The 25,033-nt window shown below is 66.9% G+C and carries 20 protein-coding genes and 1 pseudogene; 13 read left to right on the top strand and 8 right to left on the bottom strand.

Going from position 1 to position 25,033, the window contains the following annotated elements:
- Window positions 1-11: 11 nt before the first annotated feature.
- On the bottom strand, window positions 12-2,516 hold the full coding sequence (locus LGM56_RS28650) for a type VI secretion system Vgr family protein (RefSeq protein ID WP_413226808.1): 2,505 nt from the start codon (window positions 2,514-2,516) through the stop codon (window positions 12-14).
- A gap of 357 nt (window positions 2,517-2,873) precedes the next feature.
- Between LGM56_RS28650 and LGM56_RS28645 the strand changes: the two genes are divergently transcribed.
- Entirely contained in the window at window positions 2,874-3,821 is a 948-nt protein-coding gene (locus LGM56_RS28645) for an aldo/keto reductase (protein ID WP_226207405.1), read from the top strand.
- A gap of 337 nt (window positions 3,822-4,158) precedes the next feature.
- Here the strand turns inward: LGM56_RS28645 and LGM56_RS28640 are convergent, their stop codons facing one another.
- Window positions 4,159-5,151 (bottom strand): helix-turn-helix domain-containing protein, encoded by a 993-nt coding sequence (locus tag LGM56_RS28640; RefSeq protein WP_089498055.1) that lies wholly within the window; start codon window positions 5,149-5,151, stop codon window positions 4,159-4,161.
- A gap of 178 nt (window positions 5,152-5,329) precedes the next feature.
- Between LGM56_RS28640 and LGM56_RS28635 the strand changes: the two genes are divergently transcribed.
- The 5 genes from LGM56_RS28635 to LGM56_RS28615 all read left to right on the top strand — a co-directional run bounded on the left by LGM56_RS28635 (window position 5,330) and on the right by LGM56_RS28615 (window position 10,276).
- On the top strand, window positions 5,330-5,863 hold the full coding sequence (locus tag LGM56_RS28635; protein WP_226207404.1) for a 2,4'-dihydroxyacetophenone dioxygenase family protein: 534 nt from the start codon (window positions 5,330-5,332) through the stop codon (window positions 5,861-5,863).
- Window positions 5,864-5,881: 18 nt separating this feature from the next.
- On the top strand, window positions 5,882-7,186 hold the full coding sequence (locus LGM56_RS28630) for an MFS transporter (RefSeq protein WP_226207403.1): 1,305 nt from the start codon (window positions 5,882-5,884) through the stop codon (window positions 7,184-7,186).
- A gap of 1 nt (window position 7,187) precedes the next feature.
- A complete protein-coding gene (locus LGM56_RS28625; protein ID WP_226207402.1) occupies window positions 7,188-8,309 on the top strand; it encodes a 2,3-butanediol dehydrogenase in 1,122 nt (373 codons plus the stop codon).
- Complete coding sequence (locus LGM56_RS28620; protein WP_226207401.1) at window positions 8,287-9,009, top strand: SDR family NAD(P)-dependent oxidoreductase; 723 nt, start codon at window positions 8,287-8,289, stop codon at window positions 9,007-9,009. Before LGM56_RS28625 ends, LGM56_RS28620 begins: the two co-directional genes overlap by 23 nt.
- A 175-nt stretch (window positions 9,010-9,184) precedes the next feature.
- Window positions 9,185-10,276, top strand: a complete 1,092-nt coding sequence (locus tag LGM56_RS28615) for a porin (protein ID WP_226207400.1) — start codon at window positions 9,185-9,187, stop codon at window positions 10,274-10,276.
- Between the two features lie 153 nt (window positions 10,277-10,429).
- Here the strand turns inward: LGM56_RS28615 and LGM56_RS28610 are convergent, their stop codons facing one another.
- Window positions 10,430-11,404, bottom strand: a complete 975-nt coding sequence (locus tag LGM56_RS28610; protein ID WP_226207399.1) for a helix-turn-helix domain-containing protein — start codon at window positions 11,402-11,404, stop codon at window positions 10,430-10,432.
- Between LGM56_RS28610 and LGM56_RS28605 the strand changes: the two genes are divergently transcribed.
- The gene (locus tag LGM56_RS28605) at window positions 11,403-11,633 is read left to right on the top strand and encodes a hypothetical protein (protein ID WP_226207398.1); all 231 of its coding nucleotides are present in this window, start codon (window positions 11,403-11,405) and stop codon (window positions 11,631-11,633) included. The genes LGM56_RS28610 and LGM56_RS28605 overlap by 2 nt on opposite strands.
- 193 nt (window positions 11,634-11,826) lie before the next feature.
- On the top strand, window positions 11,827-12,714 hold the full coding sequence (locus LGM56_RS28600; RefSeq protein WP_226207397.1) for a transporter: 888 nt from the start codon (window positions 11,827-11,829) through the stop codon (window positions 12,712-12,714).
- Window positions 12,715-12,781: 67 nt separating this feature from the next.
- On the opposite strand, the gene LGM56_RS28595 is transcribed toward LGM56_RS28600, so the two are convergent.
- The 4 genes and pseudogenes from LGM56_RS28595 to LGM56_RS28580 form a co-directional block, all read right to left on the bottom strand.
- A complete protein-coding gene (locus LGM56_RS28595; RefSeq protein WP_226207396.1) occupies window positions 12,782-14,395 on the bottom strand; it encodes a GMC family oxidoreductase in 1,614 nt (537 codons plus the stop codon).
- 80 nt (window positions 14,396-14,475) lie between these two features.
- Entirely contained in the window at window positions 14,476-15,930 is a 1,455-nt protein-coding gene (locus LGM56_RS28590; protein WP_226207395.1) for an aldehyde dehydrogenase family protein, read from the bottom strand.
- A 131-nt stretch (window positions 15,931-16,061) separates the two neighbouring features.
- Window positions 16,062-18,923 (bottom strand): annotated as a pseudogene (locus tag LGM56_RS28585) (TOMM system kinase/cyclase fusion protein); the annotation flags it as partial.
- A complete protein-coding gene (locus LGM56_RS28580; protein WP_226207393.1) occupies window positions 18,920-19,921 on the bottom strand; it encodes an FHA domain-containing protein in 1,002 nt (333 codons plus the stop codon). The pseudogene LGM56_RS28585 and the gene LGM56_RS28580, both read right to left, overlap by 4 nt.
- An 818-nt stretch (window positions 19,922-20,739) precedes the next feature.
- On the opposite strand from LGM56_RS28580, the gene LGM56_RS28575 reads away from it, so the two are divergent.
- From LGM56_RS28575 to LGM56_RS28565, 3 genes are all read left to right on the top strand, one after another.
- A complete protein-coding gene (locus LGM56_RS28575) occupies window positions 20,740-21,450 on the top strand; it encodes a PadR family transcriptional regulator (RefSeq protein ID WP_226207392.1) in 711 nt (236 codons plus the stop codon).
- Window positions 21,451-21,488: 38 nt separating this feature from the next.
- Window positions 21,489-22,310 carry a siderophore-interacting protein gene (locus LGM56_RS28570; RefSeq protein WP_089498067.1) on the top strand — a complete coding sequence of 274 codons (822 nt, stop codon included), beginning with the start codon at window positions 21,489-21,491 and terminating at the stop codon, window positions 22,308-22,310.
- A gap of 173 nt (window positions 22,311-22,483) precedes the next feature.
- Window positions 22,484-22,708 carry a hypothetical protein gene (locus LGM56_RS28565; protein WP_226207391.1) on the top strand — a complete coding sequence of 75 codons (225 nt, stop codon included), beginning with the start codon at window positions 22,484-22,486 and terminating at the stop codon, window positions 22,706-22,708.
- 26 nt (window positions 22,709-22,734) lie between these two features.
- Here the strand turns inward: LGM56_RS28565 and LGM56_RS28560 are convergent, their stop codons facing one another.
- The gene (locus LGM56_RS28560) at window positions 22,735-23,316 is read right to left on the bottom strand and encodes an undecaprenyl-diphosphatase (RefSeq protein ID WP_226207390.1); all 582 of its coding nucleotides are present in this window, start codon (window positions 23,314-23,316) and stop codon (window positions 22,735-22,737) included.
- Between the two features lie 443 nt (window positions 23,317-23,759).
- On the opposite strand from LGM56_RS28560, the gene LGM56_RS28555 reads away from it, so the two are divergent.
- On the top strand, window positions 23,760-24,500 hold the full coding sequence (locus LGM56_RS28555; protein ID WP_021157498.1) for an acetoacetate decarboxylase: 741 nt from the start codon (window positions 23,760-23,762) through the stop codon (window positions 24,498-24,500).
- A gap of 52 nt (window positions 24,501-24,552) precedes the next feature.
- Window positions 24,553-25,033 (top strand): SDR family NAD(P)-dependent oxidoreductase (locus tag LGM56_RS28550; protein WP_226207389.1); only part of this gene is annotated, 481 nt, incomplete at its 3' end.

Below are 25,033 nucleotides of genomic sequence, written 5' to 3'. Positions count from 1 at the left end.
GTTGCCCTGCCTCAAGCCTTGGCCGCGAATGGCGACGCCATCGACGCCGCATTGACCATGCACGGTGCGCATGCCGTTCCCGGGAACGCCTGTGCGGGCACCGGCAGGCTGTCCGGCCCGATGAACGTGTGCGACGCGGCATGCGCCGTCCATTCGCCCTTGGTCCCATGGACGATGCCGCTGCCGTTCCAGCGCGTATAGCTGGTCCCGCCATTGATCAGGACTTCTTCCTTTGCGGTGATGGTGATGCGGTTCGCATCCACCTTCACGTCCAGCTTGGCCAGCACGTTGACGCTGTCCTTCAGCGCCTGGATGTCGATGTCCGCGGCGGCGGCCACGAGCCGGATGCCTTTCTCGAATGCGGCGACGCGCACTGCCTCCTGCGCACTGACCAGCATGCTCTTGCCCGCGGCGACGCTCGTATGGGCGCCGCTCGTCAGCGCGACGTGCTGGTCGCTCGCGACATGGGTCGACCCCGTCGTCGTGGCCAGGATGCCGGCCGGGCTGGCAAGCGCCAGGAACGGCTGCGCGAACTCCGGAAACTCGCCCTGCTGCGGATTCCCGCCGCTACCTCTGAGGCCGTCGTTCTGCGTCCTGAGCGCCTGGTGGACGGCATCCTGGTCGCCGGACGCCTGCGCCTTCACGTCATGCGCGGCACCCGACAGCGATTCGTGCAGATCGTGTGCCTTCTCGAGGCGCGCGGCAGTCTCGTCGAGGTCGGTCGCATGGGCCCGCGCGTCGTAACGCGCCTCGCTGGTCACCAGCAGGCCCTTGGCGGCCCGCACCGCGCCATGCGCGTCGGTCCGCAATTCGAAACCACGCGCGCGCTGATCGGTGCGCCCCTGCGTCTTGTCGATGCGGACGTTGTGCCCCAGCGTCAGTTCGCTCGCGTCGGTGTCGCTGCGCAGCTTGAGCTGGAGCTGTTGCGGCGTGTCGTCGAGCAGCACGTGATTCGAACGTCCGCCCGCAGCATTGCCGCTGTCGCCCGATAACTCGCGGCTGCGCAGCCCCGTCAGCACCTGCTGGTCTGGAAGCGCCCACGGCGGCATCCGTTCCGCGTTGTATGTAGTGCCCGCCACGATCGGCCGGTCGGGATTGCCGTCGAGGCACATCACGATCACCTCGCTGCCCACGCGGGGATGCGCGATCATGCCCTTCTCGCCGCCGGCCCAGCCGGCTGCTACGCGAATCCGGGCGCTGGTCTGCGCCGCACGATCCCAGTGGTACACGATGCAGACCCGACCGTACTCGTCGACGTCGACGCTGCCGGCGCCCTTCGCGCCCGCGATGGTCGCGGTTTGCGGTGCCAGCACGCGCACGGGTTCGCTGTTGAAGCCGCGGCCCGGGCGCCACGGCGTGTGCCGCAGGCCTGCGACGAAGCGGTTGCGATACTCCGGCTTGCCGTCGGCCTGCAGGTAATTGTTCGCCGCTTCGTGCCGGGCTTCGAGAATCAGGTAGCGGTGATCCTCCGGGCTGCCCGACGCCACGCTGAAGTGATCGGACAGCTGGAACCAGCGCCCGGGCAGGATGCCGTGATGATTGCCGGCCCCGTCGAAACGCGATGCCGCCGCCTCGATCTCTTCCATGCGCACACGCGCCAGCGCATCGCCGGAGCGCGCGTCCTTCACGAAACCATAGTGCCCGACGTATTCGTGGTGCTCGACCTGCGGCGCGACACCCGGCGGGTGAAGCGTCGGAATCTGCGCATGGGCGGCATGCGGCGCCTTGAAGTCGAACGCCGTCGCGCTGTAACTGCCCGCGGACAGCGACCGTACCGCTGACCATTGCGAAATGGCGTCCGCGGCCATCGGGCCGTCATGCGTCTGGAAGCGGATCTCCGGCGAGCGGCCGTCGATCGCCGGACACTGCACCGTGCTGTCGTCACCGACGATCAACTTCAGCCCCTTCTCGTCGTGCTCCCACCAGTACAGGTAGCCGACGGCTTCCATATGACGAACGATGTAGTTCCAGTCGCTTTCGCCGAGGCCGCCACCCTGAACGTTCATCGTGCGAGCCGGATCGTCGCCGCGCACGCGCCATTCCCAGGACGGCGCGAGCCCCTGGTAATCGGCGAGTAGCGCGCCGATCTGCTGCTGAAGCGACTGCCCGAGGAACAGGCGGTTGTTCACGCGCGTCCGCAGGAAGTGGCTCCACGGGCGCAGCACGGCACGATATTGCGCGACCGAATCGTCGTTGCGGACGAGCGAAAACTCCGTGCAATAGCCGGTGAAATGACGCAGGCCGCCATCGGGGCGCACCATCGACACCGCGAGCAGCTTGCCCAGCATGTCGGCAAGCGTGACGCCCGCCTCGCCGGACAACAGCGTCAGTTCGAACGTGAAGTCGATCCCGAGCCCCTCATGCGCGACGAGCCGTTCGACGACCAGCCGCGCCGGACGATGCCTGCCGTACGAGTCGGTGACCGAGGGTGCGTCGTCGTGAGGGAAAGACAGCGTGAGCAGGCGCTTGTCTTGCAGGAAAAACGGAGTTCGAATGAATGCCGCAAGGTCAGCCATGACCGCCTCAGAATGTTTTTTCGTTCGTATGGCAGCGGCCTGCTGCCTCCCATAATTTTGGGATGAAAGGATATCGTAGACACCGACCGGCGACAACGCCGACCCAACCGGCAATTTATTCTCATCGCACCATAAAAATCGGTAATAAATACAATATCTTGCCGCATACCGGGCGGCGCTCGAACGGATGATGCATCCACGATGACGTCGCTTGATCCGGCATCCCGACACACGGCCTTGGGACACGCCGTTTTGCGCACGGTGGGCGGAACCTCATGCTGCGCTCGGCCGTCTCAACGCGACCGGCCTCATCTCCCGCAGTCCAATCCCCTCACCTCGCAACACCCGGAGAGAAACATGGCACTACGCACCCTCGGCACGTCGAACATCCAGGTTTCGCCGCTCGCGTTCGGCGGCAACGTCTTCGGCTGGACCGTCGACGAGAACACGTCGTTTGCGCTGCTCGACGCGCTCGCCGACACCGGCATCAATTTCATCGACACGGCCGACGTCTATTCGGCCTGGGTCCCCGGCAACCACGGCGGCGAATCGGAAACGATCATCGGCAAGTGGCTCAAGCGGTCCGGCAAGCGCGAACAGGTCGTGATCGCGACCAAGGTCGGGCTGCTGGCCGCGCGCGCGGGGCTGACCCGCGACAACATCCTGAAAGCCGCCGACGATTCGCTGCGCCGCCTGCAGACCGACTACATCGACCTGTATTTCTCGCATCGCGACCTCGCCGATACGGCCCCGCTCGAAGAAACGCTCGGCGCCTATCAAACGCTGATCGACGCGGGCAAGGTGCGGATCATCGGCGCATCGAACTACAGCGGCGCACGACTGCGCGAAGCGGCCGACATCAGCAAGCGCGACGCGCTGCCCGCGTACCAGGTCATCCAGCCCGAATACAACCTGCTCGACCGCGCCGATTACGAGCGCGATCTCGAACCGGTCGTGCGCGATCTTAAGCTTGGGGTCGTCAACTACTACGCGCTCGCGAGCGGATTCCTGTCGGGGAAGTACCGCAGCGAGGCCGACCTGAAGAAGAGCGTGCGCGGCGATCGCGTCGCCGGGTATCTCAATGAACGAGGGCTGCGCATCCTCGCCGCGCTCGATGCGGTAGCCGAGAAGCACGGCACGCAGCCGGCCGCGATCGCGCTTGCATGGCAGATCGCGCGGCCGACGATCACCGCGCCGATCGCGAGCGCGACGTCGCTGGCGCAGCTGGTATCGCTCGGTGAAGCGATCCGCGTTCAGCTCGATCAGGACGACATTCGCCGGATCGACGAGGCGAGCGCGGGTTGAAGTGGGTGGCAGCGAGCCGGTCGATCGGACCGCGCAGTCTGCGCGGTTCCGCGACCGGCCGGTGCCATGCGCGCGCTCTGGTTACAGCATTCGGCGGGGCGGGTCATTCGTGAGCGGCGGGTGGATACAATGGCGCGGGGCCGGGCGGCCCGCCGCACAATCTGCGATGCGTACGTGATGCCGCGCATCGTGTCCGGCAATACGAACGCACCGACGATCACGATCGCTGAGCGCTGTGCCCAGTTCATACTGGCGGAGTAACGCAACACGGCGCGCGGGCGCTTTCGTTCACGACAAAAAAGCGGCGCGTGAGATACGCGCCGCGGCTCCATCTGCATCACCTACCGGAATCAGCCCCGTCCGTCCGCGCCGCCTCGCGCAGCGCCATCGGCGATGCGCCATAGCGCTCGCGAATCGCACGGCTGAAATGAGCCTGGCTCGAAAAGCCCCAGCGGAACGCGATTTCGCCGACACTCGTCTTGCGCAGCAGCGCATCGGTCAGCTCGCGATACGCATGCGACAGCCGCTCCGACCAGATGTGCTGGGTGATCGACTCGCCTTCGGCCGCGAAGAGCCGGCTCAGATGCCGTAGCGACAGCCCGACCGCATCGGCGACGGCCTGCGGCCCAAGTTCCGGGTCGCCGAGATGCGTCGAGATGTACTGCTTCGCGGTCAGCAGATACGACAGTGACGCGCGTGAAGCGCCCGCACCGTTCACCTCCGCATCGATGAGTTCCGCGATCAGCGTGCGCGTGCGTTCGGCGAACTGTACGGCGTCACGCTCGACCGGATCCTTCATGAAGCGCTCGACGCTCGCGCGCAACGTCGCGCCGAGCATCGCGCCCGCGCCCGGCTTCGGCGCGATCCGCAGCGGCAGCGCCGCCAGTTCCGCATCGAGCCGGTCGTCGAACGTCGTGATCGGAATATCGATCAGCAGCTGCCGCATCGGCGTCAGGAATCCGAACAGATAGGGCACGCGCGTGTCGTAGACGACGACATCGCCGGCGTCCGCGAGCAGGCAGCGGTCCCGCTGGATGAAATACGCGCGCCCGCTCAGGATCTGGCACGCGAACAGCGACTCCTTCGGCAACTGGCGCACCAGCGCGGGACTGCGCTCGATCACGTGATCCTGGCCGCTGATGTCCGCGATGCCGAGGCCCGGCAGCGCGATGTCGGTCTTCTCGACCTCGAGCCCGGCCGGCGACAGCGACGAGCAGCGCAGCCCGACCAGCGTCGCCGCATTGAACGCATCCCAGTACGCCATCCTGTCGCGCGCCGGCACGTCGGCCGTCGAGCCTCGCGTGCGGGAAAAAACGGTCGAATTCGTCACGTCGCCTCCTGCGGGCGCCTGTCGTGCGGAGCGGCACGGATTGGGGGATGGTTCGCCTGGATTTTGGTGCGATGCAATGTCCGGCGCGGTCAAGCAATGCGTCCAGCCCAGTCAAGAGCGGCGCGCACCGGCTGGCTAAAGTCGAGCCCACGACAACCGATACCCAAGGAGACAAACCGTGGTCGACAAAGCCGTAGCCGAATTCTGGCAAAACATCCCGCCGATTGCCAATCCGTTCAAGCCCGATGCGCTGCCCGAAGCGTACATCGCGAACGCGGCCACCGACGACGAGCGCTATTACGTTCCGTTCACCGAAACGGTTTCGTCGCGGCCGCTGTGGATCTCGCCGTCGCAAAACAAATGGTGCGACATCCTGATGGCGAAGGAAGCCGGGCTCGTGAACCGGCACTATCACCCGCACGAGGTGTTCGCTTACACGCTGTCGGGAAAGTGGGGTTATCTGGAGCACGAATGGACCGCGACGCGCGGCGATTTCGTGTACGAGACGCCGGGCGAGGGCCACACGCTCGTCGCGTTCGATCACCCCGAGCCGATGCGCGCGTTCTTCATCGTCAAGGGGCCGCTGATCTGGCTCGACGAAGCAGGCAACCCCGACGGCTACTTCGACGTGCATTCGTACATCGCGATGTGCAAGGCGCATTACGAGCAGGTCGGCCTCGGCGCGCAAGCGATCGAGAAGCTGTTCCGCTGACGCGCGGCGAGGCTCACCATGACATCCCCGTCCGCCTCCCGATCCGCCTGGACGTACGAGAACCGGTTGCTGCTGATCCTGTTCATGACGTTCGGCTTCGTGTTCTTCGACCGCCTCGCGCTGTCGTTCCTGTTCCCGTTCATGTCGGCCGAGCTGCACCTGACGAACACGCAGCTCGGCATGGTGTCGTCCGCGCTCGCGCTCACGTGGGCATTGTCCGGCGCCGCGACGGGCGCGTGGTCCGACGCGCGCGGCACGCGCAAGCCGCTGCTGGTCGCGGCCGTGCTCGGCTTTTCCGTGTGCTCGGCGCTGTCGGGGCTCGTCGGCGGCTTCGCGAGCCTGATCGCGTTCCGCGCGCTGATGGGCATCGCCGAAGGCCCCGTGCTGCCGCTGTCGCAATCGCTGATGGTCGAAAGCTCGACGCCGAGCCGCCGCGGGCTGAACATGGGCCTGCTGCAAGGCTCCGCCGCCGGCCTGCTCGGCGCGATGATCGGCCCGCCGGTGGTCATCGGCATCGCGACCACGTACGGCTGGCGCGAGGCGTTCTACGTGTCGTGCATTCCGGGCTTCCTGATCGCGTTCTGTATCTGGCGCTGGGTGCGCGAAGCGCCCCCCGGCGGCGTGCGGCACGCGCAGGCCGAACCCGCCGGCGCACCGGTCGCGAGCGGCGCGGCAGTCAGCCGATGGGCGCTGCTGAAGGAGCGCAACATCCTGCTCTGCGTGCTGATCAGCGGCTTCTTTCTCACGTGGTTCGTCGTGATCATCTCGTTCGCGCCGGTGTTCCTCGTGGAAAGCCGCCATCTGTCGCCGTCCGACATGGGCGTCGTGATGACCTGCCTCGGCGCCGCGTGGGTGTTCTGGGGCTTCGCGGTGCCGGCGATCTCCGACCGGATCGGCCGCAAGCCGACGATGATCGCGTTCGCGCTGATCGCGGCCGTGTGCCCGGTCGTGATGATCCATGCCGGCTCGCTGTGGGCGCTCGGCGCGCTCGTGTTCGCCACGTACACGGGCCTCGGCTGCTTCACGCTGTTCATGGCGACGATCCCGGCCGAAACGGTGCCGCCGCGCGCGATCGCCAGCGCGCTTGGCCTGATCATGGGCGCGGGTGAGTTGATCGGCGGCTTCGTTGCACCGACCGTCGCCGGCTTCGCGGCGGACACGTACGGCCTGCAGTTCGCGATGTGGACGTCGGCTGCCGGCGCGACCCTCGCGTGCGTGCTGTCGTTCGGCCTCGTCGAAACCGCGCCCGCCGTGCTGCGCAAGCGCGCACTCGCCGGCTCGGCCGCGAGCCATCTCGATCCACAAAACCTCGGAGGCCACTGACATGCGGGCACTTCAATGGCATGGCCCGCGCGACGTCCGTCTCGTGGAAATCGACACGCCGCGCGTCGGCCCCGGTGACGTGCGCATCGCGGTCGCGTACTGCGGGATCTGCGGCAGCGACCTGCACGAATATGCGGACGGCCCGCACGCGATTCCCGTCGACACGCCGCATCCGCTGTCGCGCCGCACCGCGCCGTTGACGCTCGGCCACGAGTTCTGCGGCACCGTCGTCGAGGTCGGCGACGGCGTGACGGCGCTGCGCGCGGGCGATCGCGTCGCGGTCGAGCCCGAGTATCGCTGCAGCCAGTGCGCGTATTGCCGCGCGGGGTCGTACAACCTGTGCGTGTCGATGGGCTTCGCCGGGTTGATGGGCGACGGCGGCATGGCCGACTTCGCGGTCGTGCCGGCATACATGCTGCATCGCCTGCCTGACGGCGTGAGTCTCGAACAGGCCGCGGTGATGGAGCCGGCGGCCGTCGCGCTGCACGCATTGCGGCGTGGCGAACTGCGGCTCGGCGAGACCTGTGCGGTGTTCGGCCTCGGCCCGATCGGCCTGCTGCTGATCATGCTCGCGAAACTGCAGGGGGCGACCACGATCGTGGCCGTCGACGTCTCGCCCGAACGGCTCGCGGCGGCCGCGCGCTTCGGCGCGACGCATACGTTCGACGCACGCGCACTCGGTGCATCCGCGCTGCAGGAGGCGATCCGCGCGACCACGGGCGAGCTCGGCGTCGATGCGAGTTTCGAAGCGGCCGGGCTGCCGGCCACGTTCGAATCGGCGATGCAGGCACTGCGCAAGGGCGGCCGCGTCGTGATGGTCGGCCTGATGCCGCATGCGGGCTTCGACGCGTTTCGCGCGGTCAACGACGAGCTGACCTTCACGGCGAGCGTCGGCTACCGACATGCGTACGAAGACCTGCTGCGCATCGTCGCGTCGGGCTCGCTCGACCTCACGTCGATCGTCACGCGCACCGTGTCGCTCGAAGACGCCGTCGTCGACGGCTTCGACGCGTTGCTCGCCGACCGCGCGCAAATCAAGATCCTCGTTTCACCCGCGCAACGGCCGGCCGGCCGCGCACACGCCATCGGGAGCGTCGAGCATGAGTCGTCAGTGGGCGTTTGAGGGCCGGTCCGTCGTCGTGACGGGCGGCACGTCGGGCATCGGTGCGCGCACGGCGATGCGGTTCGCGGAAGCCGGCGCGTCGGTCGTCGCGCTCGGGCTCAATGCGGCCGGCCCGCATGCGCCCGTGCATGCGGGCGTTCGCTGCGTGGAACTCGACGTGACCGACAGCGATGCGCTGACGCGCACGATCGCGGCGCTGCCGCGGCTCGACGTGCTCGTCAACGGCGTCGGCATCAGCCGGCACGCGAACGAATACCGGATGGACCAGTTCGAGCTCGTGCTGAACGTGAACCTGACGTCGGTGATGCGAGCATCGGACGCCGCACGGCCGGCGCTGTCGGCGCATGGCGGCAGCATCGTCAATGTCGCGTCGATGTACACGTACTTCGGCAGCAAGGACCGCCCTGCGTACAGCGCGAGCAAGGGCGGCATCGCGCAGCTCACGCGTTCGCTCGCGCAGGCGTGGGCCGAGCGCGGCATTCGCGTCAATGCGGTCGCGCCCGGCTGGATCGATACGCCGCTCAGCAACAGCCTGATGGCCGACATGCACGCGTCGCGGCGCATCCTCGAACGCACGCCGCTCGGGCGCTGGGGCACGGCCGACGAAGTCGCGAACGTGATCCTGTTCCTGTGCTCGCCCGGCGCGTCGTTCGTGACCGGCGCAGTGGTGCCGGTCGATGGCGGATATTCGACGGTCTAGCACGCTGCCGAACGGGCATCGGCGCGCCCGCGATTTCTGCCGATGCCCGTCACGCGTCGATTTCCTTCGGTTGTCACTGAGCCGGGATTCGTCCGACTCAACTTTATTAATATCAATCAGTAGTCCAATCAAAAATATCCGGCTCGATCGGAAACATGTGAGGAGCACATTGGAGATGACGAAAAAGACCCTTCTGGCGCTCGCGGCATGCACCATTCCCGCCGTGTCGTTCGCGCAGAGCAGCGTGACGATGTTCGGCCTGATGGACGCCGGTATCAGCTATGTCAGCAATCAAGGCGGCCACGGCGCCGCGAAGTTCGACGACAACATCTTTTTCCCGAACCTGCTCGGTTTCGAAGGCAAGGAGGATCTCGGTGCGGGCACGCGCGCGATCTTCCGGCTCGTCAACCAGTATTCGCTCGGCAACGGCTCGATCATCGGCGGCGGGCTGTTCGCACGCACGTCCTATGTCGGGCTGCAGAACGACCGGTACGGCACGCTGACGCTCGGCAACCAGTACGAGTTCATGGTCGACGCGCTGGCCGCGAGCGGCAACGAGATCGCGCAGGATCTCGTCGGCCTGTACGGCTTTCGCAACGGGCCGTTCGACAAGCTCGCACTCCCGAACAACCCGACCGGCGCCTTCGACTGGGATCGTGTCGCGGGCAGCAATCGCGTCGCGAATTCGGTCAAGTACACGAGCCCGTCGTTGTCGGGCCTGACCTTCGGCGCGCTGTACGGTTTCGGGAACGTCGCGGGGTCGGTCGGCGCGAACAACACGGTCAGCGTCGGCGCGAGCTACGACAACGGCCCGTTCGGCGCGGGCGCGGCCTATACGAACCAGAAGTACGGCGCGACGGACGAGCTGCTGCCGACCAGCGTGCGCAACTGGGGCGCGGGCGTGCACTACACGCTCGGCACGGTCACGGGGAAAGCGCTCTTCACGACCGTACGCAACGCGCGGAACGGCGCGGGCGCATGGTCGGCGGAAGCCGGCGCCGCGTGGCGGCCGTCGCCGGCATGGGTGATCGGCGCGAGCTACACGTACATGAAGGGCAACGACACGCTCGACAACGCGCACGCGCACCAGTTCCTGGCCGCCGTCCAGTACTGGCTGTCGAAACGCACGATGGTGTACGTGGCGGGCGTGCATCAGCGCGCGAACTACGGCAGCAGCGCGCAGATCAACGGCGTGATGGATGCAAACGGCGCGTCGAGCGGCGCGCTGCAGTCGATCGCGAGGATCGGGTTCAGCACGCGGTTCTAGGCTGCAGCCTCGGCGGATTCTGGCGGCGGACCCACGTACGGATCGCCTGACGACGCAGGCGCGGTGCCGGCCCGCGCGGCCGCGTTCGTCGTCACACGCTGCCGGTCATCCTCCGATCGAGTCGGTACGAATCGCAACGAATGCACGCCGCGACTAACCCGACGATCCCGCACCGCCCCCGTCCCGCATCGCCGCATCCCGACACTGCGACGGCGTGACCCCGAAGCGCCGGCGAAACAGGCGCGCGAAATACGCCGGATCGGAAAACCCCGACTGCAGCGCGAGGCGCGTAATGCTCGCCCCGTCGGCACCGGTTTGCGACAGCACTTCGTGGCACTTCTCGAGCCGCAGGCGCTGGATCATCGCCTGCGGCCGCTCGCCGATCGATTCGAATGCCTGGTAAAGCGTGCGGCGGCACACCTTCAATGCCGCGGCAATGCGATCGGGCGACAGTTCGCCGTCGTCCAGATGCCGATGGATGTATTGCTGCGCATCGCGCAGCAACGTCTCGCGGATCTTGCGTCGCGAAGCGGGCGCCGTGCCGTCCATGAAATCGATGGTCTCGGCGAGCAACGTCGCCACCAGTTCCAGCACGCCGAAGCGGCTGCGCGGATTCATGCGCCGGCCCTCGGCGATCATCGCCTGCAGGCTCGCGAGCGCCACGGCCGCGCCGCCCGTCGTCGGCATCGCGCGGCCGATCGCGTGCCGGGCCAACGCCAGCAGCGCGTCGTGGTCGGCCACTTCGCACAGCATCGTGACGAATTCGCCGTGTGCGTCGTTTTGAATCCAGTACGGGCTGCTCGCCTCGTACAGCGTGAAATGCCCGGGCGGCACGATCACTTCGCTGGCACCCTGCTCGAGTCTCGCCACGCCGCTCAGTTGCCAGATCACCTTGACGTAGCGGTGCTTCAGCGTCTTGCAGGCGGTGCGACCGATGGAGGCGCTATGCGCGCTGGCCGCAATGCGCGCCACGCGGCAGCGCGCATGATCGAACACGTCGACGCTCGCATCGAATTCGCCGGACGCGCCGGCGTTCAGCTCCAGCGGAAAGAACCGATGCCGGATCTGCTCCGACCAGCACGACACGCCGCCCGCCTGCAGCGGCGGATGCGCTTCCGAATCGATCATGACGTTCGCCTCCAGAAAAATCCGGCTTTCAATTACGTCCGTTGCGTGGCTGCCTGCGTGCGCGTGCAGCGGGCGCGACGATCAACTCGCCCGACTTCCGGTCATGTGCGACGACACGCGCCCGGCCAGCATCGATGAGAGGGGATCGGCTCGTAGCGTACGGCGCATCGATGCGAAAGAACATTCGCATAACTCCCATGCGTGGCCGGAGCGCTACCTGACGCTGTAAAGATTTCCCCTAGATGCACCGCACTCCTGACGGCTCTGCACGCAAACACATGCGAGCGAAAAACTGGCGCGGCACCCTGCTGACGGGCGGAAAGACGGCTTCCGGCCGGGCTTCACGTGCGTGGCCCATGCCGTCACGCAAGCCGCCCGAAGACAAACGGCGGCCGCTCGCGCGCCGCAGGAGGAGACAACCGATGAAACGACTTTCCCTTTCCGTGATGCTGTCCGCGCTCGTCGTCGCGCACGGCGCTCACGCAACCGAAGGCGGCGGCTCCGTCTACCCGACCGGGGCGGAAGGCTACCTGTGCTGCGCACTGCCGCCGCCGGGGCTCTATGCCCTGATCTACGCGGAGCGCTACCACGCCGGCGAACTGCGCGACAACGACGGCCGCAACGTCGCGCCGCCGGACTTCAGCATCACCGCGTATTCTGTGACGCCGCGGATCGTGTGGGTCACGCCTTACACATTTGCAGGCGCATCGTTGGCCATGCACGCGCTGCTTCCGCTCGTCACGCTCGACGTGCACGCCGGCGGGCAAGCGCAGCGGCGGACCGGCACCGGCGACATGACGTTCGGGCCGGCGCTCGGCTGGCACGTCACGCCGACGCTTCACACGCTGCTCGCCGTCGATGTCTTCGCGCCGACTGGCCGGTACGACAAAAGCGACCTGGCCAACATCGGCCGGAACGTCTGGGCGATCCAGCCGATCGCCGGCGTGTCGTACGGCGGCCGCACCGGGCCGGTGTTCGATGCCAAGCTGATGTGGACCTTCAATCAGCGCAACCACGCGACGGACTACCAGTCCGGCCAGGAATTCATCGTCGACTATTCGGCGGGCTGGGGTTTCGGCAACGGCCTGACGATCGGCGCGGGCGGCTACGTCTACCGGCAGATGACGGACGATTCACCGGCCGGGCAAACCATCGCCGGCAATCGCGGCCGTGCGTTCGCGATCGGCCCGTCGATCAAGTACGACAGCGGGAAGGGCTGGTTCGTGACCGCCAAATACCAGATGGAAACCGATGTGCGAAACCGCCCGGAAGGCGCGGCGTTCTGGCTCAAGGCCGTGTTTCCGCTCTGATGCGAACGAAACCGCGTCGGCATCGCCCGACGCGAAGTCAGCGCAGGTCAGCCCTGCGCCGCCTCTTTCACCGACCAAGCAGCAGATCAGCGCCGCGTTCGCCGATCATGATTGCCGGCGCGTTGGTGTTGCCGCTCGGCACCTGCGGGCAAATCGAGCAATCGATCACGCGCAGATTGGCGAAGCCGTGCACGCGCAACGTCTTCTGGTCGACCACCGACGTCCGCGGGTCCGTACCCATCCTGCAGGTGCCGGCCGGGTGATAGACGGTCTTGATGTCCTGCCGCACGAATCGCTCGATCGCCGTCAGATCGTCCGGATCGATCCGGGCCGGCGCGACGATTTCCTTCACGTGCGCCTGCAGCGCCTTCGCGGACAGGATCCTGAGCCCGGCCTGAACGGCCCGGATCTGGCCGTGGAGGTCGGCCGGGTCGCTCAGGAAGTTCGCATCGATCCTCGGAAGATCCGACGGATCCTTGCTGCGCAACGCCACCTGCCCGCGCGATTTCGGTTGCAGATGGCCGACCTTGACCGACATGCCGTGCTCGCTCGCCGGCGGCTTCTCTCCCGGCGTGTTGTCGAAGTTGTCGAGCAGCGGCAGGAAATGGAACTGAACGTCCGGCCGCCCGGTGCCCTGCGTGTCGATGAATGCGCCGCCTTCGAGGATGTTGCTGGTCAGCAGCCCGCTCCTGAAGCACTTCCATTGCAGGAAATGGCGCATCGCCCGAAGTCCCGTGTTCTCGCCGTAGAGGCTCGCAGGCGTGCGAATCGACGCCTGCACCGACATGTGCAGATGATCGTGGAAATTCTGGCCAACCGGCAATGCGACAACCGGATCGATCCCGAGCGCAGCAAGATGCTCCGCCGGCCCGATGCCGGACAGCATCAGCACCTTCGGACTCCCGATCGCCCCCGCGCTCACGACGACCTCGTTGCGCACGCGTACTGACACGGGCGCATGGCCGCCTTCGCTGAATTCGACCGCGACCGCACGCCCCGCATCGGTCCGGATCCGGTGCACGAGCGCGCCGGTCACCACCTTCAGCTTCGCGTCGTTGCGCACCGACGCCAGATAGGTCTGCGCGGTGCTCGCGCGTTCGCCGTTGCGCGTCGTCGTCTGGTAATAGCCGATACCCTGCTGCACTTCGCCGTTGAAATCGTTGACGTAGCGCAGCCCCATCTCCTGCCCGGCCCGGATGAACGCAGCCGTCAACGGATGGCGATAACGGTTCTCGCTGACCGGCAACGGGCCCGTCTGGCCGTGATACGCCGGCCCCAGGCTTTCGTTCGCTTCCGCCTTCATGAGATACGGCAGCACGTCGTCGTAGCGCCAGTCCGAGCAGCCCCACTGCGTCGCCCAGTCGTCGTAGTCGTCACGCTGCCCGCGGATGTAAATCATCCCGTTGACCGAACTGCCGCCGCCCAACACCTTGCCCTGCGCGATGATCATGCTGCGGCCGTTCGCGTTCGGTTGGGGGTCGGTCATGTAGGGCCATGATTTCTTCTGGAACACCTGCATCACGCCGCCCGGAATCCGGTGAAACGGATTGTCGTCGCGCGTGCCGGCTTCCAGCAGCAGCACCGAACCGGCGTTCTGCTGGATCAACCGCGCGGCCACGACGCAACCGGCGGAACCCGCGCCGATGACGACGTAATCGAAAGTCAGGTCTTGAGTAGTCATGTGTCTGTCGAATGGGATAGGCGGGCGAGCAATGCCCGCGATCTTGTTGTTGTGGGGGCTCCGTGCCGGCACGTGCGAGGCTACATCGCGATCGTCACGACCTTCTCCTCCAAATACGCATCGAGCCCGCTCTGCGACAGGTCGCGCCCGACGCCGCTCTCCTTGAAGCCGCCCCACGGCAGCCGTGCGTCGAGCGGGCTCCACGCGTTCACCGCGACCGCGCCGACCCGCAGACGGGCGGCAGTACGGTGCGCGGTCGCGAGATCGCGGGTCCACAGCGTGGCGGACAACGCGTAGACGGTGTCGTTCGCCAGCGCCACGGCCTCGTCTTCCGTATCGAACGGCATGATCGTGCCGACCGGCCCGAACACTTCGTCGCGCGCGATGCGCATCGCCGGATCGACATTCGCGAACACCGTCGGCCGCACGAAGAAGCCTTGTGACGGCACCGGTTCGTCGCCCGCGACCATCGTCGCGCCGTCGTGAAGCGCCACGGCGATATGCGTCTTCACACGATCGGCATGGCGGGCGCTGATCAGCGCGCCCATCTGCGTCGCCGGGTCGAACGGCGTGCCGACCCTGACCGACCGCGCCGCATGCGCGAGCGCGCCGACGACGTCGTCGTAGTGACGGCGCTGCACCAGCACGCGCGTGCCGGCCGCGCACGTTTGTCCCTGGTTGACGAACAATCCCATCGCGACGCCGGCGATCGCCTGCTCGAGATTCGCGTCGTCGAAGATGATCTGCGGCGCCTTGCCGCCGAGTTCCAGCGTCAGACGCTTGAACTGCGCGCCGGCTTCGCGCGCGATCGTGCGGCCGACCTCGGTGCTGCCGGTGAAGCTGATCTTGTCGACGCCCGGGTGATTGACCAGCGCGGCCCCGACCGACGCGCCGATGCCGTGCACGAGATTCACGACACCTGGCGGAAAACCAGCCTGCGCCGCCAGGTCCGCCAGCGCCCCGACCGCGAGCGGCGCGTCCTCCGACGGCTTGATCACGACCGTGCAGCCGGCCGCGAGCGCGGGCGCCAGCTTCCAGCACGCGATCATCAGCGGCGCATTCCACGGCACGATCAGGCCGGCGACGCCGACTGCTTCGCGTACCGTGTAGTTGACGGTCGGGCGCCCCATGAAGCCGCCGGTCGGAATCTGGCGGCCTTCAAGCTTGTCCGCCCATCCGGCGAAGTAGCGCAGTGTGTCGATCGACATCGGCAGGTCCATCATGCGCACTTCCATGGCGGGGCGCCCCTGTTCACGCGCCAGCAACTCGACGAAGCGTTCCGCGTCATGCTCGAGCAGGTCAGCCAGCCGGTTCAGCAGCTTCGCCCGCGCCGCGCCGGGCAACCGACGCCAGTGTCCGCCGTCGAATTCCGCGCGGGCCGCGCGCACGGCCCGGTCGACGTCGGCGCCGGTGCCGGCCGCCACGCGCGCAAGCAGGTGCCCGGTGCACGGTTCGAATTTCTCGAACCACTCGCCCTGCGCGGCGTCACACGCGTCGCCCGCGATCCGGTGTTGAAGGGTGTACTCGGCTGTCATGGGTTTGTCTCCAGATTGTCGAAAACCGATCCGGCGCTGAAAGCCGTATCGGCCTATCTGGCCCACTGTAGGACGCGGGTGGCGGCACCGCTGGGACATCCGTGCATCGAGTGCAGGATTCAAATGCACAAGCGCGTGGCGTGTTCGTCGGCGCCGAACGCGGGTGCGTCCGCGCCGCGATCGGCTCGCGCGGCCAGCGCCTGGCTGACTCGCGCATGGTTGGCGCACCGCACGGCCGGCGGCATCGACGCGTACGCCGCGTCGCGAATCAACGCGTGGCGGAACGAATAGAACACGCGATCGCGCCGATGCCGCGCGTACATGATCCGCTCTTCGAGCAGCAGCTGCAGGTGGGCATCGAGCGTCGCGCGATCGTGCGGCGAGGCCGCGGCCAGCAGGTGCGCATCCACCTCGAGCCCGATCGTCGCGGCGAGCTGCGCGGTATCGCGCGCGTCGTCGATCCGGTCGAACGCGCGACCGAGCATTCCGCTGAGACTGACCGGAAGCGGGCACGGGTCCATCGTCCGCAGCCCCGCGAGCGAGCCGTCCGCGCCGCACATCGTCAGCTCGCGCGCAATGGCCTCGATGAACAGCGGAATGCCCGCCGTACGATGGACGAGCGGGTCGAGCCAGGCCGGATCGAGCGCGCCCTGGCCCAGGTGAGCCGACATCAGGCGCCGCGCGTCGTCGCGCGGCAGGCGGCGCAGCACCAGGCGCTCGGTCACGCCGCGCCAGCGCGCGAGCCTGACGGGTCGCGACGTGAGCACGATGCAAAGCGCCGCCGCGCGCGGCGAGCGCTGCAGGTACGCCAGAAAATCCTCGGTCGAGCGGTCGATCCACTGGACATCCTCGACGACGAGCAACACCGGCGCGCCATTGCCGAGCGACACGATCAATTGCGCGAGCACATCGAACAGCGCGTCCTGTTCGCCCGCGCTCGGCCGCCTCGCCGCCTTCGCATCGCAGGGCAGCCCCAGCCAGGTCGCAAGCGCGACACGGGCCGCCGCACGATCGCAGTCGAGCGCCGCGAGCATTGCGTCCGTCGCCGCGTGCGTGATGTCGGCCGGACTGTCGGCGTCGAGTTGCCAATGCGCGCCGATGAACCGCAGGATCGGAAACAGCGCATGATTCTCCCGCTCCGGCTGGCATCCGCAATGCGCGAACGCGTGGCCCTGTGTCCGCACGGTCTCGCACAGCCCGTGCACGAGGCGCGACTTGCCGATTCCTGCATCGCCGACGACGAGCCCCGGCGGCACACCGTGCATTGCGCGACGATGGCGTGCAAGCGTCTCCTGCCACGCGCGCAGCAGCGCATCGAGTTCGCGCGTACGGCCGATCATCGGTGCCCGCATGCCGCCGTCGAGCGAATCGAACGGCGTATCGGCCCGACGCTCACCGAGCAGTTCATGCACCGGCTGCGGCGCGAGGCCCGCCCGCGCCAGCCGCAACCCGGTCGGCCGGAAGTCGGCATGCCGTTCGAGCGCGAGCCGCGCATCGTCGCTGATCAGGATCTGCCCGGGCCCGGCCAGCCGCAACAACCGCGACGCGGCGGCCGGCGTCGATCCGCCCGCCCACTGCGCCGCATGCGCGAGAACCTGCCCGACGTGAATCGCGGCGGCCAATTCGACGCGCCAGCCTTCGCCGCTGTCCGTACAGCCGGCTTCGGCCGGCACCGGCAACCGCGCGCGCCCGGCCACCCGCACCATGTCGAGTGCCGCACGTGCCGCGCGGCGCGCGGGCCGATCGATATCCCCTTGCAGGCCGAAATGGAACAGGAGCGTGTCGCCGAGCCGCTCGTCGACCTGCGCGCCATAGCCGACGGCGATATCCGCGCACTTCGTCAGCCACTGCGCCTCGTAGCGGTCGAGCAGGGCGCCGTGATCGGTTCCCGCATGGCGTTGCCGGCCGTCTCCGGCGATCGTCACGCAACAGCACAGCGTGGTGACTTGCCGGTATTCGCCCGCCGTTGCGACCGCGTCGCTGCGCGGCGCTAACGGATGCGGCCGCGTGCGGCGGCTTGCACGGCCGGCATCGAACGGGCCGACGAGCGCGGCGAAATTGAGCGCACGAAACTGCGCCGCGAGTTCGTCGGCCGAGGCGGCACGCTGCGCCGGATGCTTGCTCAACGCATGCCGCAGCACCGAGCCGAGCGGATGCGACGCGATCGACGGCGGAAGCGCGACATCCACCGGACTGAGTTGCTGATAAAGAATGTCGGCGACGCTTGCGCCCTGCATCACGACTTCGCCCGTCAGGCATTCGATCACGACGAGGCCCCACGCATACAGGTCGCTTCCGGGCGTCGGCGGTTCGTTGCGCAGTTGCTCGGGCGCGCAATATGACGGCGAGCCGAGCACCTCGGCCGCGAGCGTCGCGGCCTGGGGCGCGATCTCGGTCGCGCCGGGCAACAGCGCGCCGATCCCGAAATCGAGGAGCTTCGCATGCGGCCCGTCGTCGGCCATCACGAGCACGATGTTTTGCGGCTTCAGATCCCGGTGCACGATGCCGCGGCGATGTGCAGCCGCAAGCGCATCGAGCACCTCCGTCATCAGCCGTCCGGTATCGACGGCGGACAGCGGCCCCTCCATCGCGAGCCGGTCGTGCAGGGTCTGGCCCTGCACGCGCTCGAATACGGCGAACAGCCGCCCGTCGGGCGCTTCCCCCTGGTCCAGCAGCGCCACGATGTTCGGGTGCCGCAGCGCCTCGCACAGGCTCGTCTCGCGCCGGAAGCGCATGCGCTGGCGCGCGCGCTCGACTTCGGTCCATGCGACATCGTCGCGCATCAGCTTGATCGCGACGTCTTGCCCTGTCTCGCAGCAAGTCGCTCGAAACACCACGCCGCTGCCGCCTTCGCCGAGCAACGCACCGAGCTGGTAATCCCGCTTGCCGGCCAGCACCGCGAAAGGCGCGGCGGCCTGCCGCGATTCATGCGCGTGCGGCACGACGCGAGCGCGTGCCGCGGTCGGCAACCCGGATTGTCGTTCCGCGTTCACGAGCAATGGACGACCGGATCCGGCGCCGGACGATGCATGCCGATGCGCGGCTCGACGCCCGGCACCGACTGGCATTCGAGGCGCTCGCCGCGCATGACGCGGAACGGGAAATCGCCGAAGCGGACGCTGCCGCGCCGCCGCTCGACCAGCTGGCTCGCGTCCAGCCCCGGCAGCGCCGCGAACTGGCTCCGGGCACGATGAATCTGCACGTTGAGATGGGACGTATCGATACCGAGCATGCGCGCCAGCCGGTCGAGTTCGATCCAGCCTTGCGTAGCCGCGTCGTAGCCGGCCTGCATGTCGGCCGAACGTGCGCGGGCGAGCGTGACGAGGCTGTAGTGATGCGCGCGCTCGCCGAGATCGACCACGCCGCCGCGAACATGCAGCAGCGCACGCGCATGCTCTTCGTCCCGGCTGACGAAGAATTCGAGCAATCGGGCCGGCACGGCCGGATCGGCCGGCGCGCGCAGCGTCATCGTCGAGCCGTGGCGCACGAGCGCCACGCGCCATGTGACGTCGCCCGTCGACACTTCGTCGCCGTCATGGAGCGCGCGCGGCGGCAACGTGTCGTCGCACAGCCAATCGCCGGCCGGCGAGCGGACGATCGTGACCGGCTGCGCGGCGTGGGCAGCCAGGATCTGGCGCGGCGTGAGCACGATCGGGTGCACGGCGCCCCGTACCGGCCACAGCGTATCGGCCGGATCGTCGAGCGACGCGACGCGCCAGGGCGCGACACCCGCCCTGCCGAACCGGATCACGTCGCCTCGCTGCAGCACCGCGTGCTCGCCGTCGCGCAATGGCACGCCCGACACCGACGTGCCGTTGCTGCTGTGATCGTGGAGCTCCCATCGCCCGCCGACCCAGCGGATATGGGCATGGACCCGGGACACCGACGCGTCGCGGATAACCGTATCGCAGCGCGCGGCATCGCGGCCGAACACGTGATATGCGCGGAGCAGGCACGCTTGCCCGGAAGAATCGTTCTTGAGTATCGCCATGGCCGCCCCGTATCGGATTCGCCCGGATCGCTCGAGTGACGCGTCGACGCCCGGGAAAGCGATTGATTCAATGATCGCGAACGGTGTCGACCATTCGCCGCCTCGTTACCAGTTTCTTCGTCAACTTCCTTTCGGATCGTTGCTCGTCCGGTGTGTATTATTTCGACCGTTTGAATGGTCGGTTGTTTTGTTGTTTTAAAACCGAGCAACTTGATGAAAATCCTGCCAAACAAAATCATGCGCCGCAATCGAAATACTCAAATCCCGCTTTAATATTGCAATGCTTTACATTTTCGACGAACCCGTCACTTCAAATATAAAGGGTCGAAAATCTTCACTGCCTCTCAGCCCATGACAGGCTTGAATCCAGCGGAAACACCACATTGAATGACGGGGTGCATTTAAATACCTTTGCCGGCGCGGAATTTTTGTTTGATCAAAAGAAAATAAATTAAAACAATTCAAGCTAATTAAATAATGTTTGCCGGTGTTTTAGTAGATTGCATTACATGAATTACCGCGAAGTTCAGGCGTGTCACGGCCATTTTCTCGCGATGTCATCGACACGCGGATACATGCCTGCACGCCGCTGCCTCACGATCAACGCCTGGCGCAGGCTGCAGAAGCTGGCAATGCATCGACCGTCCGATCGTCGTGGCCGGCTCGCGCTACGCATCACATGAAGCGCATCGACGGCAGTCCCCGCCGCACGCTGCCAGCTCCACCCTCGCCCACTATCCAGCCCCAATAAATCCCCTTGACGGCCTATCTTTCGATATATATCTTTAGATATGTTTTCCGACATATAGGACTCGAACATGCGACACAACCCTTCCCGCGGCCATGCCCGATGCGACGGTCATGGTGCGCATGCCCGCCCTGACGGATTCGCCGGTCTCTGGTATGCGATCGGCCGCCATCGTCGCGGCCACGATCCGTTCGGTGGCGGCCCGTTCGGTGGCCGTGGCGGGCGCGGCGGCTTTGGCGATTTCGGCGACGACGGCATGCCGCGCGGCCGCCAGTTCAGCTCCGACGATCTGCAGCTGCTGCTGCTCGCGCTGGTCGCCGAGCAGCCGAGCCACGGCTACGAGCTGATCAAGGCGCTCGACACGCGTTCGAACGGCTTCTACAGCCCGAGCCCCGGCATGGTGTATCCGGCGCTCACGTATCTCGAAGAAGTCGGCTTCGTCGCGTCGCAGGCGGAAGGCAACCGCAAGCGGTATGCGCTGACCGACGCCGGCCGCGCGCATCTCGACGCGCAACGCGAACGCGTCGACACGCTGTTCGCGCGCCTCACGCACCTCGCCCGCAAGATGGAGTTCATGCGCCGCGCGTTCGCCGGGGAATCGGCGGGCAACGAAACGCGGGACGAAGCGCAAGCCGGCTGGCTGCCGGAGTTCGTCGAGGCGCGTCTCGCACTCAAGCGGGCGCTGCTGCACAAGAGCGCCGCCGACGCCGACGAACAGCGCCGCATCGCCGCCATCATGCGCCGCGCGACGGCTGAAATCGAAGGCGGCACCGGTGCGTAAGCCGCGCCGCCCCTTCATACCCTAAGGAGAACGGATTGATGCAGAACACATCCGACCGCACCGTGACCCGCGTGCGCCACACCCTCAAGTTCCGCTTGCTGCAGGTCCTGCGCGTGCACACCGTCACGCCGCACCTGCTGCGTGTCACGCTCGGCGGCCCCGATCTCGCGGATTTCGAATCCGCGTCGTTCGACGATCACGTGAAGGTATTTTTCCCGCCGCCCGGCGCTGAACGGCCCGTGCTGCCGACGCTCGGCGCGAACGGTCCCGAGTTTCCGGAAGGCGAACCGAAGCCGGTCGCGCGCGACTTCACGCCGCGCCGTTTCGACCGCGCCGCCGGCGAACTCGATCTGGAATTCGTGCTGAACCACCCGGGCCCCGCGTCGCAGTGGGCCGCCCAGGCGCGTGTCGGCCAATGGCTCGGCATCGGCGGCCCGCGCGGTTCGTTCGTCGTCCCGACCGGTTTCGACTGGCACCTGCTGATCGGCGACGATACGGCGCTGCCGGCGGTCGCACGGCGTCTCGAGGAATTGCCGGCCGGCGCGCGCGTAGCCGTCGTGATGGAAGTCGCGGATCGCACCGCGCAGATCGCGTTCGACACGCGTGCCGACGTGCATGAAATCTGGCGCTTCCGCGCCGAAGCCGACGCGGCGGACGGCGACGTGTTGCTGAATGCCGTGCGCGACCTGCCGCTGCCGCCGTCCGGCGACGGCTATGTGTGGGCGGCGGGCGAAGCGCTGTCGATGCGCGCGGTCCGCCAGCACCTGACCGGCGAGCGCGGCGTCGACAAGTCGCGCATCCGTGCGGCGGCCTACTGGAAGCGCGGCGCGGCGGCCGTGCACGAAACGCTGGAAGACTGATGGATGCGGGTGCCCGGCAAACGGGTATCCGCTTGAGGTTGGCCGGCCGATGACACAATCGTGGCGTCGGCGCACCAGCGGGCTTGGCACCGCGATCGCGACTGGTATATATCTGTGGGTGCGACGCCGCTGTCGGGCGACAGCCGCCGCAGCCCGCCCAGGAGCGCCCGGTCATGACAAAAGAAAGCCACGCGTCGCCGTTCCTTCGCAACCTGAAGATCGTCGGCTATTGCGGCCTTGCCGCGGTGATACTCGCGCTGTTCGTCGCGATGTGCGCGATCCTGAAGGAAAGCGCACTCGACCGCGATGCCGCGCAACACCCGGCCGATACCGCTGAACTGCACGATGCGGGCGCTGGCCCGTCCGCCTCGGCCGAATCGGCCAAGACACCCGGCTGACGGCGTCCTGCCCGATCTCCTGCTACTTACGGCGCGTGCCGGCGGCCCATCACGGCGGCATGCACCGAATCGCCGAGCCGCTCGAGCAGCGCGATCACGCGTTGCCCATACAGGTGCGCGGCCAGCGCGCCGGCCGTGCCGACCAGCACGCCGCCTGCCATGTCGAACGGCCAGTGCACGCCCGCATAGATACGTCCCCATGCAATCGCCGCGGCCATCGCGACCATCACGAACCCGGTGAACCGGGTCGTGCCGCCGAGCATCAACCCGACCGCCATGCTCCACGCGAACGTCATGTGATCGCTCGGAAACGAGCTGTCCGGCGCGTGCGGAATCAGCTGCGTGCCGACGCCCGCCATGAACGGGCGCGGCGAGAACCAGAAATGTCCGATGACCTGCGCGAGCGCGAGCGCCACGCACACGCCGACGCCGGCTTCGATCGCCTGGCGCCGCGTCGGGCGCGCGCCGAAGATCCAGGTCAGCAGCAGCATCGCGGGCAACGCATAGACGAGCCAGTCGGCGGCGAAAATGGCGAGGCGGGCCACGCCCGGCTGCGGCGCAACCCCGGCGTTGATGGCGGAAAAGAGGGTGAGATTGAGGGTCTGCATGAATCCGGTTGCGTGGGGCGTAAAAAATCGGCCGGTTGCCCGGCCTGCTACGAACGATGCTAAGGCGCACCCGCTTAAGCGATGCTTAATAAGACGGCCGCGCGCGACGAAGCCCGCTGCCGCGAACGCGCTTAGAGCCTGCACTGCAACACAAGTTCACACATTTGTCACATTCCCGCGCGACCGTCTCCCGGAAAGTCTCACCCGGCATCCCGTAAAGACTCACCTTTTTCACATCGTGGCGTCATCGACGCGTGCAAACATCGGGACGCCGGGTGCCGTCCAGACCGTTTACGTCATTCATCTCAATATTTACTCGGCGAATGCTGCGAAATCGGCAACAATTAATTCCAGATGCGGCATCGCACAACGGGAACGCACAGGCATAGGATTACGAGCTTACGAGCACTCATCCACGAAGCGATCAACAACAAGGAGTCCGCATGAAACCCAGCGATGTCCGATCGAAAGCGTTTGCGATGCCGTTGACCAGCCCCGCCTTCCCGATGGGCCCTTACCGTTTCGTCGATCGTGAGTTCCTGATCATCACGTATCGCACCGATCCGGACCGTCTCCGCGAAATCGTCCCCGAGCCGCTGCAGGTCACCGAGCCGCTCGTGCATTACGAATTCATCCGCATGGCCGATTCGACCGGCTTCGGCGACTACACCGAAAGCGGTCAGGTGATTCCCGTCGAATACAACGGCCAGCCGGGCGGCTATACGCTCGCGATGTATCTCGACGATCACCCGCCGATCGCCGGCGGCCGCGAACTGTGGGGCTTCCCGAAGAAGCTCGCGTCGCCCACGCTGCACGTGAACACCGACCACCTCCTCGGCACGCTCGACTACGGCAAGGTGCGCGTCGCCACCGGCACGATGGGCTACAAGCACAAGGAGCTCGACATCGACGAGCAGACCAAGCGTCTCGCCGGCCCCAATTTCCTGCTGAAGATCATTCCGCACGTCGACGGCACCGCGCGCGTCTGCGAACTGGTGCGCTACTACATGCAGGACATCAAGATGAAGGGCGCGTGGACGGGCCCCGCATCGCTCGAGCTGGCACCGCACGCGCTCGCGCCGGTGGCCGACCTGCCCGTGCTCGAAATCGTCGAAGCCCGCCACATCGTCGCAGATTTGACACTGGGCCTCGGCGAAGTCGTCTACGATTACCTGGCTCAGTAACACGTCCGCAGTCCTTTCTCCCTGTCAATCCTTTCACCACGGGAATTCGAACATGAGCAACCTGAATGGCAAGACCGCAGTCGTCACGGGCGCCGCGAGCGGCATCGGCAAGGAAATCGCACTCGAGCTCGCGAAAGCGGGCGCGGCCGTCGCGATCGCCGACCTGAACCAGGACGGCGCGAATGCGGTCGCCGACGAGATCGTCAAGGCAGGCGGCAAGGCAATCGGCGTCGCAATGGACGTGACGAACGAGGAAGCCGTGAACAGCGGCATCGACAAGGTGGCCGAAACGTTCGGCTCGGTCGACATCCTCGTGTCGAACGCGGGCATCCAGATCGTCAACCCGATCGAGAACTATTCGTTCGCCGACTGGAAGAAGATGCAGGCGATCCACGTCGACGGCGCATTCCTCACGACCAAGGCCGCGCTGAAGCACATGTACAAGGACGATCGCGGCGGTGTCGTGATCTACATGGGTTCGGTGCACTCGCACGAAGCGTCGCCGCTGAAGTCGGCGTACGTGACGGCCAAGC

Origin of the sequence: Burkholderia sp. AU38729 (assembly GCF_020419725.1) — a bacterium.
GTDB lineage: Bacteria > Pseudomonadota > Gammaproteobacteria > Burkholderiales > Burkholderiaceae > Burkholderia.
This window is presented reverse-complemented; position numbering and strand designations above follow the sequence as displayed.